Genomic DNA, 12,534 nt, shown 5'->3' with positions numbered 1-12,534 from the left:
GGGGGAAACCGATGCCGCCGACCACAGGCCGCCATGTCACCATGCTCACCGAAGGCACCTATCCGCACGTCCACGGGGGCGTCAGCACCTGGTGCGACCAGCTCGTCCGCGGCATGCCCGAGGTCGACTTCCACGTCCTGGCGCTGACCGGCAGCGGCCGCGAACCGGTCACCTGGGAGCTGCCGCCCAACCTCTACCGGCACACCTCGTTCCCCCTGTGGGGCCCGGCCCAGGGGCGCTCCCGGCCCCTCATCGGCCGCGAGCGGCGCCGCTTCACCGACACCTGTGAACGCTTCCTGCTGTCGATACTCGACCCGTCCGCCGGCTGCGACTTCGCCGAGAACCTGTACACCCTCGCCTTACTCGCCCGGCGCGGCAGGCTCTCGGCGGCCCTCCGCTCCGAGTCCGTCCTCCGCTCGCTGATGTGGATATGGACCATGCCGCACCTCCAGACGGCGGCCGCCCGCCCCACCGTCCACGACGCCCTGACCGCCACCGACCTCCTCGAACACGCGCTGCGCCCGCTCGCCGCCCGCATACCCGACGACTGCGTCGCCCACGCCGTCTCCAGCGGCCTGGCCACCCTCCCCGCGCTCGCCGCCCAGCACTTCGACGGCGTACCGTTCCTGCTCACCGAACACGGCATCTACCTGCGCGAGCGCTACCTCGGCTACCGCAGCGCCGCCCAGCGCTGGCCCGTCAAGGCCCTGATGCTCGGGTTCTACCGGGAGCTCAACACGCTCGGCTACCGCAAGGCCGACCTCATCACCCCCTGCAACCAGTACAACCGGCGCTGGGAGGAGCGCGGCGGCGCCCCCACCGACCGCATCCGCACCGTCTACAACGGCGTCGACCCGCACGCCTTCCCCCTCGCCGGACCCGAACCCGCCCTGCCCACGCTCAGCTGGTGCGGCCGCATCGACCCCATCAAGGACCTGGAGACGCTCATCCGGGCGTACGCCATCGCCCGCGCCGAACTCCCCGAACTGCGGCTGCGGTTGTTCGGCCCCGTCCCGGCCGGCAACGAGGACTACCGGACGAAGCTGGAGAAGCTCGCCGCCGAACTCGGCGTCACCGACGGCATCAGCTACGAGGGCCGGGTCTCCGACGTGGCGAGCGCCTACGCGGCGGGCCACCTGGTGATGCTCTCCTCCATCAGCGAAGGGTTCCCCTTCTCGCTCATCGAGGCCATGTCGTGCGGCCGGGCCACCGTCTCCACCGACGTCGGCGGCGTCCGGGAGGCGGTCGGCGACACCGGACTCGTGGTGCCGCCCCGCGAACCGGCCGTCATGGCCGAGGCCGTGCTGACCCTGCTGCGCGACCACGAGCGGCGCGCCGGACTGGGACGGCGGGCCCGCCAGCGGGTCGTCGACCAGTTCACGCTGCGCCGCTCCGTCGACGGCTTCCGCCGCATCTACCTGGAGCTGGCCGGACACCCCCAGCCGGAGCCTCAGCGGATCGACGTCGACGACTGGACCCTCCAGCTCCGGATCACCGACCCCTGGCGCGACCTCGTCACCGAGGACGACCTCGTCACCGAGGAGGCGGCCTGATGAGCGGCTCCCTGTGGCTGAAGTCCGAGTCCGCCGGACTCGACACCCTGCCCGCCGTCCCCCGCCCCCGGCCCCGCTGGGCGGCCGCCGACCCCATCGACGAACTGACCACCCGGCTGGAGGAGGTGATCGCGGCCGCCGTCCACCCCGACGAGATAGCCGCCATCCTCGAATCCGACGGCATGACGGACGATCACATACGGCTCACCTACGGCCGGGAGGACTCCTTCGCCCTCGCCGAGGACCTCTACGCGCGCGTGGAGCGGCGTTTCACCGAACCCGACGGCCCGCCCACCGACCCTTGGCACACCGGCGTCGGCGGATGCCTCCTGCGCGGCCTCGTCTTCGCCCTGCCCGGCCTCGCCTATGTGCTCGGCGCCCCGCTCTTGGCCGGCCCGCCCGGCGCGCTCGGGCTGCCCGCCGGCACGGTCCCGCTGCTCGCCGGGGCGGTCGCCGGCTGGGTGTGGAACCAGGCCCTGTCCCACCGCGCCTACTCCTGGCTGGGCCTGGGCGACCGCCGCGCCGCCGCCCGCACGCTGCTGCGCGGCGCCTCGGCCGGCGCCCTGCTCGGCGCCCTGGTGGCGGTGGCCGCGGCCGGGCCGGGGGAGTGGGGCGGCGCCGTGTTCGCGGCCGGCCAGGCCGTGTACCTGGGCGCCGCGACCGTACTGCTGGTCCTGGACCGGGAGCGGGCGCTGCTGGGCGCGCTGGCGCCGCTGATCGCCGGCACGCCCGCCGCCTACTGGCTCGGTCTCCCCGACCCGGTGCGGGCGGCCCTGCTCGGCACCTCCCTGGCCGTGGCGGTCGCCCTCGCGTGGCGGGAGTTGCGGCCCGGGCGGGGACATGCCGTGGAGCGGGGGAGGGCCGCGCCCCGGCTCGCCGCGTCCGTGCCGTACGGGCTGTTCGGGCTCGGCACGGGCGGGCTCGTCCTGTACGCCGCGATCGGCGACGTCCTCGCGAAAGGCGCCGGGTCCCCGGTGGCGGGAGCCTCCGTCGCCGGGCCCACCGCCGTGGCGCTCACCCTGTCCATGGGGCCCGCCGAGTGGCTGCTGCACCGGTTCCGCAGCGAGAGCCTCGCCGGACTGCGGGCCTCCACCAGCTCCCGCGCCTTCCGCCGCGCCACGGCCAGCACGCTCGCGCTGTGCCTCACCGTCTACCTGGCGGTCCTGCTCGCTTTGGCCGTGACCGGCACGCTGCTGTGGCCGGGTGCGCCGGACATCGGCGGAATCCGGCTCGCGTCACTGCTCCTGATCGGTACGGTGCTGTGGGCGGCCCTGCTGCTCCAGTCGTTCGGGGCGGTGCTCAGCGCGGCGCTGGTGTGCGGGGCGGCGGCCGGGGCGCAGACGGTGGCACTGGCGACCGGGGCGGGTGACCCGCGGCTGGTCGGCGCGGGCGTCGCCGGGGCGGCCGCCGTGGTGCTGGCCGTGCTGGGCGGCGTCCTGCTCGGGCGGGCGACCGCACACCGTACGTAGACAGACGAAGGATGCGCACGTGGACCTGCTGGTGCCCTACTACGAGCACCCCGCCGCCCGCCCCGCCGAATGGGACGCGATCATCGCCTCCGCGCCGCTGCTGTACGGGGTGATCCTCAACCCCGCGAGCGGCGCCGGCCGGGCGCCCGACCCCGCGTTCGTGACCGTCGCGGACCGGCTGCGGGCGGCCGGGGTGTGCGTCCTCGGCTACACCGACACCGACTACGGCCGCCGCCCGCACGCCGACGTCCTCACCGACCTGGTCCGCCACCGCGACTGGTACGGCGCCGACGGCGCGTTCCTCGACCAGGTGCCGACCGAGCCCGGAGCCGCCCCGCACTACCAGCGCCTGGCGGTGGCCGCCCGCGCGGCGGGCGCCGCCACCGTCGTCCTCAACCACGGGGCCCACCCCCACCCCGCGTACGCCGAACTGGCCGAACTGCTCGTCACCTTCGAGGGCCCCTGGGACACCTACCGCGACCTGGACCTGCCGGTCGCCGACCACTACTGCCACCTGGTCTACGCGGCCCCGCCCGACGCCCGGGTCACCACCCGCGTGCGGTGCGCGGTCCCCGGCGCCGGGGCACACCCCTGGGGAACCCTGCCCCACGTACTGGAGTGCCGCTCGTGATCCGCCGCGTCCCCCTCCTCGTCGCCGCCCTGGTCCTGGTGCTGGCCGGCTGCACGAGCACCTCCGACGACGAACCGGGCCCCCGGCGGGACCGCTGGCAGCCCCGGCCCGGCCAGGCCTGGCAGTGGCAGCTCAGCGGCCGCCTCGATCCGGCCGTGGACGTACCGGTGTACGACATCGACGGCTTCGACCACCCGGCGTCCACCGTCGCCGACCTGCACCGGCGCGGCCGCAAGGTGATCTGCTACCTGTCCACCGGGGCGTGGGAGGACTGGCGCCCCGACGCCGCCGAGTTCCCCAAGTCCGTGATCGGGAAGGGCAACGGCTGGGAGGGCGAGCGGTGGCTGGACATCCGCCGCACGGACGTCCTCGAACCGCTGATGGCGGCCCGGCTCGACATGTGCCGCGACAAGGGCTTCGACGCGGTGGAGCCCGACAACATGGACGGCTACGCCAACCGCACCGGCTTCGCCCTGACGGCCGCGCACCAGCTGCGCTACAACCGCCTCATCGCCCGCCTCGCGCACGAGCGCGGCCTCGCCGTGGGCCTCAAGAACGACCTGGACCAGATCCCGCAGCTGGTGGACGACTTCGACTTCGCCGTCAACGAACAGTGCGCGGAGCACGATGAGTGCGCCGCCCTCAGCCCGTTCATCGAGGCGGGCAAGGCGGTGTTCCATGTGGAGTACGAGCTTGCGACGCCGGAGTTCTGCCCGGAGGCGGAGCGGCTGAGGATGAGCTCGATACTGAAGCGGTACGAGCTGGGCGCCTGGCGCGAGCCCTGCTGAGCCCTACGACGGGCTGACGTTCTCGGCCTGCGGGCCCTTGGGCCCCTGGGTGACGTCGAACTGCACCTTCTGGCCCTCGTGGAGCTCCCGGTAACCGGTGGAAGCGATGGCCGAATAGTGCACGAACACGTCGGGGCCGCCGCCGTCCTGCTCGATGAAACCGAAGCCCTTCTCCGGGTTGAACCACTTCACAGTGCCAGTAGCCATGGTGATCGATCTCCTTCTTCCTTCACCACGCCGACTACCGGGACCCGCGCCACTCAAACACCTTCAGCCGAAAGTCAGGAAGACGAGCGCCGCCGTCGCCGCCGTCTCCTCCACCGCCCCGAACACATCGCCCGTCACCCCGCCGAAACGGCGCACACAGCGGCCCAGCAGCCACTGCGCCGCCCCCAGGGCCGCCACCGCCGCCACGGCGTACCGCAGCGCGTCGTAGGGGCCGTCCAGCGCGCCGCCCGCCCCGGCCGCGCACACCAGGACCAGCGCCGCCACCGCCACCGCGGACCGCACCGGGACCGTGCCCGCCACCACCGCGCCCAGCCCCTCGGGGCGGGCCGCCGGGACGGGGGTGCGGGAGGCGAGGGTGAGCGCGAGGCGGGCGACCGTGCCGGCGACGGCCGCGCCGGTCATCCCGTGCGCCCAGCCCTCCGACCCGTACAGCTCGTACAACGCCGCCACCTGGGCGAACAGCACCAGCAGCAGCGTGATCACCCCGAACGGACCGATGTCCGACTGCTTCATGATCCGCAGCGCGTCCTCGGCGGGCTTCCCGCTGCCCAGCCCGTCCGCCGTGTCCGCGAGCCCGTCCAGGTGCAGGCCCCGGGTCAGTACGGCGGGTACGGCGGCCGACGCCACGGCGGCGAGCAGCGGGCCCGAGCCGAGCAGCAGGAGCAGCCCGCCGGCGGCCGCCGCGGCGAGGCCCACCACCAGGCCGGCGAGCGGCGCCCACAGCATTCCGGCGCGGGCCGCCTCCCGGTCCCAGCGGGTCACCCGCACGGGCAGCACGGTCAGGGTCCCGAAGGCGAAACGTATGCCGTCGACGCTCGTACGGGCGCGAGTACGGGTGCGGGAAGTGGTCACCGCGCGCAGGGTAGTCGGTAGAACGCACGAACCTGGAGCGGGTGGCATGGGGCACTGGTTTTACCGCAACATCGTCGAACCTGGGAAGCTGCCGCTGCTCGTCGCCCTCGCCTCCTTCGTGCTGACCTTCCTGGCCACCCGCACCGTCACCCGGCTGATCCGGGCGGGCAAGGGGCCCTTCCGCAACGTCAGGCCCGGCGGGATGCACATCCACCATGTGGTCCCCGGCGTCGTCCTCACCCTGATCGGTGGTTTCGGCTCCGTCGCGGTGGGACGGCACGAGGCCGGGGCCATCGTCTGCGCGGTGCTGCTGGGGATGGGCGCCGGGCTGGTGCTCGACGAGTTCGCGCTGATCCTCCATCTCGACGACGTCTACTGGACCGAGCAGGGCCGCAAGAGCGTGGAGGTCGTGGTCCTCACCACCGCGCTGCTGCTGCTGGTCCTCGGCGGCTTCTCGCCGCTGGGCGTCGACGAGGTCACCCCGGAGGAGCGGCAGGGCCGGGGCAGCCTCATCCTCACCATCGCCCTGAATTTCGTCTTCGTGCTCGTCGCCCTGTTCAAGGGCAAGTTCCGGATGGCGATCATCGGGCTGTTCGTGTGGCCCGTCGCCGTCTTCGGCGCGCTGCGCCTGGCCCGCCCCGGCTCGCTGTGGGCCCGCCGCCTCTACCGCAACAGGCCCAGGGCACGCGCCAAGGCCGGGCTGCGGGCGTTCCACCACGACCGGCGCTGGGACACGGCCAGACGCCGCTTTCAGGACCTGATCGCCGGCGCCCCCGACCGCGTACTGCCCTCGCGCCACCCGCCCGACGAAGGTCCACCGGACGACCGGCCCGACCGGCGCTGACGCCACGACACCACCGCGCACACCACCAGCACCCCGGCGATCGCCGCCAGATGCTCCTTGCCCGCGAGGTTGCACTTCACCAGCACCTCGACCACCATCGCCACGACCACCAGGGCGCCCGTGACCCACGCCCGGTGGCGCCAGCAGACGTACACCGCGAGCCCGACGACCGCGGCCGACGGGCCGGTGTCCACGACCTGCGCGTCCGAGGCCGGCAGCCCCAGCCCCAGCGGGGCGTCCGGGCCGAGCGCGATGCCGAGGCGCGCGTACAACGTCCCGGCGAGCGTCGCGGCGTACGCGATCAGCAGCGTACGCAGCCGGCCCAGGCAGATCTCCGCGATGCCGAACACCAGCAGGATCTGCGCCAGCGCGCCCCACACCGGCAGGTCGAGCGCCGGGACGAACAGCGACAGCGGGGTACGCAGCAGCGCCAGCCACAGCGGGTCCTCGGCCCGCACCGAGCCGATGTTCTGCACCGGCCCGTACCCCCAGGGCTGGTTCTGTACGAGCTGGAAGACGGCCGTCAGGCACACCGCGCCGAGCGTCATGGCGAGAGCCCGCCACTTGCGCGTCACCAGAGCCGTGCGTACGGCCGCGTACAGCGCCCCCCATTCGCGGCGCGCGAACCGCCTCAACGGCGTCTGCCTTCCAGGTGCCGGTGCATCCACTTGGGCAGGCCGGGTGCCTCCAGGAACCCCTCCGCGCGGCCCGCGGCCACGCCGATGCGCAGCAGGTCGGAACTCTTCTCGAAGAGCATGAATCGCGGCTCCCAGATCGGTCGGTACTTGGCGTTGGCGCGGTACAGCGACTCGATCTGCCACCAGCGGGAGAAGAAGCTCAGCAGGGAGCGCCACAGTCGCAGCACGGGGCCCGCCCCGAGCCTCGCGCCACGTTCGAAGACCGACCGGAACATCGCGAAGTTCAGTGAGACCTGCGTGATCCCGATCTCTCCGGCGCGCTGGAGCAGCTCGATGACCATGAACTCCACCAGGCCGTTGTCGGCGGTCCGGTCGCGGCGCATCAGGTCCAGCGACAGGCCCCGGGGCCCCCACGGCACGAAGGACAGCAGGGCCCGCGGTACGCCGTCGCCGTCGGTGCACTCCAGCATCACGCACCGCCCGTCGGCCGGGTCGCCGAGCCGTCCCAGCGCCATCGAGAAGCCCCGCTCGGTGGCGCCGTCGCGCCAGTCGTCGGCCAGCCGCAGCAGCTCCGTCATTTCGTCGGGCGGGATGTCCTCGTGGCGGCGGATCCGCACCCGGTAGCCGGCGCGCTTGACCCGGTTGTACGCCTGGCGGAGGGTCCGCATCGCCCGCCCCTCCAGGGTGAACTCGGCCGTGTCGACGATCGCCTCGTCGCCCAGCTCCAGGGCGTCCATGCCGTGCCGGGCGTAGACGGTGCCCGCCTCCTCGCTCGCGCCCATCACGGCCGGGATCCAGCCGTGCTCGCGCGCCTGGGCGAGCCACGGCTCGATCGCGCCCGGCCACGCCTCGGGGTCGCCGATCGGGTCGCCGGAGGCGAGCGAGACGCCGCCGACGACACGGTGGGCGACCGCGGCCTTGCGGCTGGGCGACCACACGACGCTCTTCTCGCGGCGCAGCGCGAAGTAGCCGAGCGAGTCGCGCTCACCGTGCCGTTCGAGCAGCGCCCGCAGCTCCTCCTCGTCCCGCTCGCTCAGCGGGTCGACGGCCCGGCGGGAGCGGAACGCGGCGTACAGCACGGCGATGAGCAGGAGCGTCGACATGATGTTGATGACGACGTCGACCCAGCCGGGCGTACGGATGTCCGGCGAGGTGTCGGTGGCCAGCGTGACCAGGCGCAGCACGCCGTACCGCCAGCGTTCGGGGAAGCCGGCGCGGGCGGTGTCGGTGGCGGTGACCAGCAGCGCGGCGAGCAGTGACGTGACCAGCAGCCCGCCGACGGCGACCGCCGTGGCCAGGGCCGGGTTGGAGCGGTCGCCCTTGGCGTAGAACTCCCGGCGGCCCAGCAGCAGCGCCAGGACGAAGGCGGCGGTCAGGATCAGGGAGATCCAGTTCTGCGCGTGCTGCCGGATCTCCGGGAAGGACATGGCGACGGCGAACAGCAGCAGGAACAGCCCGGCGAGGACGAGGTTGAGGATCCACGCGGCGCGCTTGCGGCGGCGCATGGTGATCGCCAGGAAGAGCGTGAACGCGCCGGAGAAGAAGCCGGCGGTGAGCAGGTACGGCGTGAAGTAGTCGTCCGTGTTGTGGCGCCGCAGGTCCTGGCCGAAGGAGACCCACACGGCGCCCAGGACGTTGAGGAACGCGACGACACGCAGGTACCAGACGGCGAACGCGGCGCTGCGGCGCGAACGGACGGTGCTGCCGGGGGCTTCGTCGGACAACCGGGCATCTCCCATGAAACGCGATCATATGGGGCATCGCGTGACATGGCGGGTCCAGCGGTGCGGCCACCGCCACCTCCCGGTGGCGGTGGCCGTACCCGTGGGTGCCTCAGTCCTTCTCCGGCAGCTCGGCCGCGAACGCCGCGGCCGCCTGGACGAGGGGAAGTGCCAGCAGTGCCCCGGTTCCTTCGCCCACAGTGACGCCATGGTCGAGCAGCGGGTTGAGCGCCATCCGGTCCAGCGCCTTCGACTGCGCCGGCTCGCCGCTCACCTGGCCGGCCAGCCACCAGTCCGGCGCCCGGAACGCCGCGCGCTGCGCGACCAGTGCGCACGCCGCCGACACCACGCCGTCCAGGATCACCGGCATCCGCCGCACCGCGCTCTGCAGCAGGAACCCGGTCGTCGCCGCCAGGTCCGCCCCGCCGACCGCCGCCAGCAGCTCCAGCTGGTCGCCCAGGACCGGCCGGGCGCGGCACAGCGCGTCGCGGATCGCCGCGCACTTGCGCATCCACGCCAGGTCGTCGATCCCGGCGCCGCCCCGGCCGGTCACCACCGAGGCGTCCGTGCCGCACAGGGCGGCGATCAGCGTGGCGGCGGATGTCGTACCGCCCACGCTGAGGTCGCCGAGCACGACCAGGTCGGTGCCCGAGTCGGCCTCCTCGTCGGCGATCGCCATACCGAGGCGTACGGCCTGCTCGGCCTCCTCGGGCGTCAGGGCGTCCTCGATGTCGATACGGCCGCTGCCGCGCCGCACCCGGTGGCGCACCACGTCGGCGGGCAGCAGCTCCGGGTCGCAGTCCACCCCCGCGTCCACGACACGCACCGGAACGCCCATCCGCCGCGCCAGCACCGCGACCGGACTCGCCCCGTCCAGCACGGCGCGCACCAGCTCGTGCGTGCCGCCGGCGGGCCGCCCGGACACGTCCAGCTTCGCCACCCCGTGGTCACCGGCGAACAGCACCACGCGCGGCTGCTCGATGGGCCGCACCGGAACGGCCCCCTGGGCGGCCGACAGCCACTCGCCCAGCTCGTCCAGACGCCCGAGCGCACCGGGCGGCACGGTGAGGCGCTCCCGGCGTTCCTCGGCGTCCTGCCGCGTACCACTGTCGGGGCGCTCGATCAGATCGGAGAAGTCGTCGAGATTCAGCCTGCTCATTCGAGGAACAGTACCGGTCATCCCCGCAGCACAAGAGCCTGCCCGGCGACCACCAGGAGCACGTGCTCGCACTCGTCGGCGAACGCCGCGTTCAGCCGCCCCAGCTCGTCGCGGAACCGCCTGCTCCCCGCGTCGGCGGGCACGATTCCCGCGCCCACCTCGTTGGTCACCGCGACGACCGTACGCGGTGTGGCGCGCACCGCCGCGACCAGTTCCGCCACCCGCTCGCGCAGCTCCCGCTCCCCTCTCTTGGCCCAGGTGTCGTCGTCCCAGGCACCGACCCGGTCCATGGCGTCGGTCAGCCACAGCGACAGGCAGTCGATGAGCAGCGGCGGCCCGTCCTGCCGCAGCAGCGGGGCGAGCTCGCACGTCTCCTCCGTACGCCACGACCCGGGCCGCCGGTCGCGGTGGGCGGTCACCCGGGCCGCCCACTCGGTGTCGCCGTCCCGGGCGCCGCTCGTCGCGACGTACTCCACGTCGGGGAACGCCTCCAGGCGCCGCTCGGCCTCCAGGGACTTGCCCGACCGCGCCCCGCCCGTGACCAGCGTGCGCCGGGGGACGTCCGGCACCTCGTGGTACTCGCCCACGATCAGCGTCGACCCGTCCGGCACGGCCCGCGCCCCCGCGGCGGCCAGGCGCCGGTCCAGCTCGCCGCAGGACGGCACGTCGTGGTCAAGGTGCACCGCGACCACGTCGGTCGCCGGCCCGACGCCTCCGGCGGCCCGCAGCCGGGCCAGCCCGTCGGGCCGGGCCACCACGTCGGCGACCACCATGTCGTAGGGCCGCCGCACCTCGGCGACCCCGGCCGGAGCGCCGCCCGGCGGCAGGTACAGCAGGCGCAGCCCCTCCGGCGACGTCACCTCGTACCCGGTGCCGGGGGAGTCCATCGGCACGGCCCGCACCCGGTGACCGCTGATCAGCGTCAGCTCCCGCCCGTCCGGTACCCGCCCCGCCGCCGGCAGCCCGGCCGGCAGTTCGAGCGCCGGCCCGTCGTGCGGATGCGTCAGCAGCACCTGCCGTACGCCGGTCAGCGAGTGCCCCGCCCGGGCGGCGGCCAGCGCGGCCCCGGGCGTCAGGTCGAGCAGCAGCGCCCCGTCCACCAGCAGCGCGGTGGCGGCGCGCGCCCGGGAGCCGCGGGCGGTCGCGCACGAGGCGCAGGGGCAGTCGGGGCGGGGCAGGCCGTCGGGGGCGCCGGTGCCGAGCAGAGTCACTTCCACGGGACGATCCTCCCGCGTCCCCGCGCGGGCTGCGCGCCCGGCTACGCTGCGGGCAGGAAACCGATCATCTGGAGGCCCACATGGCATGGACGTGGCGGTTCGAGCGGTCCGACGGCACGGAGGTCCAGCCGGCGGTCGAGCCGGAGGAGTTCACCACCCAGGGCGACGCGGAATCGTGGGTCGGCGAGTACTGGAAGGACCTCCTGGAGGGCGGTGCCGAACAGGTGACCCTCTTCGAGGACGGTACGGAGATCTACGTGATGAGCCTCCGCGCGGCGGGAGAGGCGTAACCGGGCCCGGCGGCCGGTCCTGACCGGCCGCCGCAGGCCGGTCAGATCTCGCCCAGCGTGACCCGCGCCGTCGCCGGGCGCCCGCCACGGGTGTACGTCACCGTCACCTCGTCGCCCGGCTTCAACGACGCCAGCGCCTCCAGCAGGGACGTCATGGTGGTGATCGCCGCGTCGTCCAGCTTGGTGATGATGTCGCCCGCCCTGAGGCCCGCGTCCGCCGCGGCGCCTTCCCGGGCCACCTCGACGATCGCGACGCCGCCCGGCTGGTAGTCGTCGGTCAGGACGGTACGGCCGGTGATGTTCAGCGCCGCCCGGCCCGAGTCGGTGACGCGGCCCGTCCTCACGATCTGGTCGGCGACCGTCCGCACCATGGAGGCGGGGATCGCGAAGCCGATGCCCGGCGCCTGGCTGCCGCCCAGGTCCGGGTCCGCCGCCGCGAGCGTCGGGATGCCGATGACCTCGCTGTCCAGGTTGACCAGCGCGCCGCCGCTGTTGCCCGGGTTGATCGCCGCGGACGTCTGGACCATGTTGCCGATCGTCGCGCCCGTGCCGCCGCCCGACCGGCTCTCGCTGACGGTGCGTCCGGTCGCGGAGACGATGCCCTGGGTGACGCTGCCGGACAGGCCGAGCGGTGAGCCCATGGCCAGGACGATCTGGCCCACCTCCACCTTGGACGAGTCGCCGAACGTCGCCGGCTTCAGCCCGTCCGGGGGGCGGTCCAGCTTGATGACGGCCAGGTCCTGCTCCGGATAGCTGGAGACCAGCTTGGCGGAGAGGGGCTCCTCGCCCGTCGCCACGGTGACCCGGAAGGTCCTCTCCCGGCCGATGACGTGCGCGTTGGTGACGATGTGGCCCCGGTCGTCGTAGACGACGCCGGAGCCGAGGCTCGCCCGCGCGTCGATCTGCACGACCGACGGCAGGACGTTCCTGATGGCGGTCCGGTAGTCGTCCTCCAACTCGGCCGCCCGCGCGTTTCCGGCCACCCGGGGCTCCTGCGGCTCGGCCGCGGCCCTTCCGGTGGGCGGCGAACCGGCCGTACAGCCGCCCACCAGGGCGGCCGCGCAGACCACGGAAGTCAGGGGCGCGAGCACACGAAGGGCATCCATGTCCGGAGTATCCCTTTCGCCCCCGGGTGCGGCGCCCG

Annotated in this window: 13 protein-coding genes; 6 read left to right on the top strand and 7 right to left on the bottom strand. The window is 73.9% G+C overall.

Annotated features, from left to right (window positions below; translation table 11 throughout):
* Nucleotides 1–11: 11 nt before the first annotated feature.
* The 4 genes from pelF to BKD26_RS07940 are packed head-to-tail and all read left to right on the top strand — an operon-like array spanning nt 12 to nt 4,441.
* Nucleotides 12–1,553: a GT4 family glycosyltransferase PelF gene (pelF, locus tag BKD26_RS07955; protein ID WP_084897118.1), complete on the top strand. Its 1,542-nt coding sequence runs from the start codon at nt 12–14 to the stop codon at nt 1,551–1,553.
* Complete coding sequence (locus BKD26_RS07950; RefSeq protein ID WP_084897117.1) at nt 1,553–3,022, top strand: hypothetical protein; 1,470 nt, start codon at nt 1,553–1,555, stop codon at nt 3,020–3,022. The genes pelF and BKD26_RS07950 overlap by 1 nt, the downstream gene beginning before the upstream one ends.
* A gap of 19 nt (nt 3,023–3,041) precedes the next feature.
* A complete protein-coding gene (locus BKD26_RS07945) occupies nt 3,042–3,653 on the top strand; it encodes a spherulation-specific family 4 protein (protein WP_084897116.1) in 612 nt (203 codons plus the stop codon).
* Nucleotides 3,653–4,441 (top strand): endo alpha-1,4 polygalactosaminidase, encoded by a 789-nt coding sequence (locus BKD26_RS07940; RefSeq protein ID WP_084897381.1) that lies wholly within the window; start codon nt 3,653–3,655, stop codon nt 4,439–4,441. The genes BKD26_RS07945 and BKD26_RS07940 overlap by 1 nt, the downstream gene beginning before the upstream one ends.
* A 3-nt stretch (nt 4,442–4,444) precedes the next feature.
* On the opposite strand, the gene BKD26_RS07935 is transcribed toward BKD26_RS07940, so the two are convergent.
* Complete coding sequence (locus BKD26_RS07935; protein ID WP_073752079.1) at nt 4,445–4,648, bottom strand: cold-shock protein; 204 nt, start codon at nt 4,646–4,648, stop codon at nt 4,445–4,447.
* Between the two features lie 63 nt (nt 4,649–4,711).
* Entirely contained in the window at nt 4,712–5,530 is an 819-nt protein-coding gene (locus BKD26_RS07930) for an adenosylcobinamide-GDP ribazoletransferase (RefSeq protein ID WP_241518588.1), read from the bottom strand.
* 37 nt (nt 5,531–5,567) lie between these two features.
* Between BKD26_RS07930 and BKD26_RS07925 the strand changes: the two genes are divergently transcribed.
* Nucleotides 5,568–6,365 (top strand): hypothetical protein, encoded by a 798-nt coding sequence (locus BKD26_RS07925; protein WP_084897114.1) that lies wholly within the window; start codon nt 5,568–5,570, stop codon nt 6,363–6,365.
* Here BKD26_RS07925 and BKD26_RS40155 read toward each other — a convergent pair.
* From BKD26_RS40155 to BKD26_RS07905, 4 genes are all read right to left on the bottom strand, one after another.
* Nucleotides 6,272–7,000, bottom strand: a complete 729-nt coding sequence (locus BKD26_RS40155; RefSeq protein WP_179166459.1) for a hypothetical protein — start codon at nt 6,998–7,000, stop codon at nt 6,272–6,274. The genes BKD26_RS07925 and BKD26_RS40155 overlap by 94 nt on opposite strands.
* The gene (locus BKD26_RS07915) at nt 6,997–8,742 is read right to left on the bottom strand and encodes a phosphatidylglycerol lysyltransferase domain-containing protein (protein ID WP_084897113.1); all 1,746 of its coding nucleotides are present in this window, start codon (nt 8,740–8,742) and stop codon (nt 6,997–6,999) included. The genes BKD26_RS40155 and BKD26_RS07915 overlap by 4 nt, the downstream gene beginning before the upstream one ends.
* 94 nt (nt 8,743–8,836) lie before the next feature.
* A complete protein-coding gene (gene cobT, locus BKD26_RS07910; protein WP_179166484.1) occupies nt 8,837–9,874 on the bottom strand; it encodes a nicotinate-nucleotide--dimethylbenzimidazole phosphoribosyltransferase in 1,038 nt (345 codons plus the stop codon).
* Nucleotides 9,875–9,900: 26 nt separating this feature from the next.
* A complete protein-coding gene (locus tag BKD26_RS07905; RefSeq protein ID WP_084897111.1) occupies nt 9,901–11,100 on the bottom strand; it encodes a bifunctional adenosylcobinamide kinase/adenosylcobinamide-phosphate guanylyltransferase in 1,200 nt (399 codons plus the stop codon).
* A gap of 80 nt (nt 11,101–11,180) precedes the next feature.
* On the opposite strand from BKD26_RS07905, the gene BKD26_RS07900 reads away from it, so the two are divergent.
* The gene (locus BKD26_RS07900; RefSeq protein ID WP_084897110.1) at nt 11,181–11,390 is read left to right on the top strand and encodes a hypothetical protein; all 210 of its coding nucleotides are present in this window, start codon (nt 11,181–11,183) and stop codon (nt 11,388–11,390) included.
* 41 nt (nt 11,391–11,431) lie between these two features.
* Here BKD26_RS07900 and BKD26_RS07895 read toward each other — a convergent pair whose 3' ends face one another.
* A complete protein-coding gene (locus BKD26_RS07895; RefSeq protein ID WP_084897109.1) occupies nt 11,432–12,496 on the bottom strand; it encodes a trypsin-like peptidase domain-containing protein in 1,065 nt (354 codons plus the stop codon).
* Between the last annotated feature and the right edge of the window lie 38 nt (nt 12,497–12,534).

Origin of the sequence: Streptomyces sp. CB03238 (assembly GCF_002099185.1) — a bacterium.
GTDB lineage: Bacteria > Actinomycetota > Actinomycetes > Streptomycetales > Streptomycetaceae > Streptomyces.
The sequence above is the reverse complement of the archived record's forward strand: the minus strand, read 5'-3'. Positions and strand labels throughout refer to the sequence as shown.

Coding starts and splice junctions, on each gene's coding strand:
- BKD26_RS07950 (WP_084897117.1), top strand. CDS start 1,553: ATGAGCGGCTCCCTGTGGCTGAAGTCCGAGTCCGCCGGACTCGACACC.
- BKD26_RS07925 (WP_084897114.1), top strand. CDS start 5,568: ATGGGGCACTGGTTTTACCGCAACATCGTCGAACCTGGGAAGCTGCCG.
- BKD26_RS07900 (WP_084897110.1), top strand. CDS start 11,181: ATGGCATGGACGTGGCGGTTCGAGCGGTCCGACGGCACGGAGGTCCAG.
- BKD26_RS07895 (WP_084897109.1), bottom strand. CDS start 12,496: ATGGATGCCCTTCGTGTGCTCGCGCCCCTGACTTCCGTGGTCTGCGCG.
- BKD26_RS07935 (WP_073752079.1), bottom strand. CDS start 4,648: ATGGCTACTGGCACTGTGAAGTGGTTCAACCCGGAGAAGGGCTTCGGT.
- pelF (WP_084897118.1), top strand. CDS start 12: ATGCCGCCGACCACAGGCCGCCATGTCACCATGCTCACCGAAGGCACC.
- BKD26_RS07915 (WP_084897113.1), bottom strand. CDS start 8,742: ATGGGAGATGCCCGGTTGTCCGACGAAGCCCCCGGCAGCACCGTCCGT.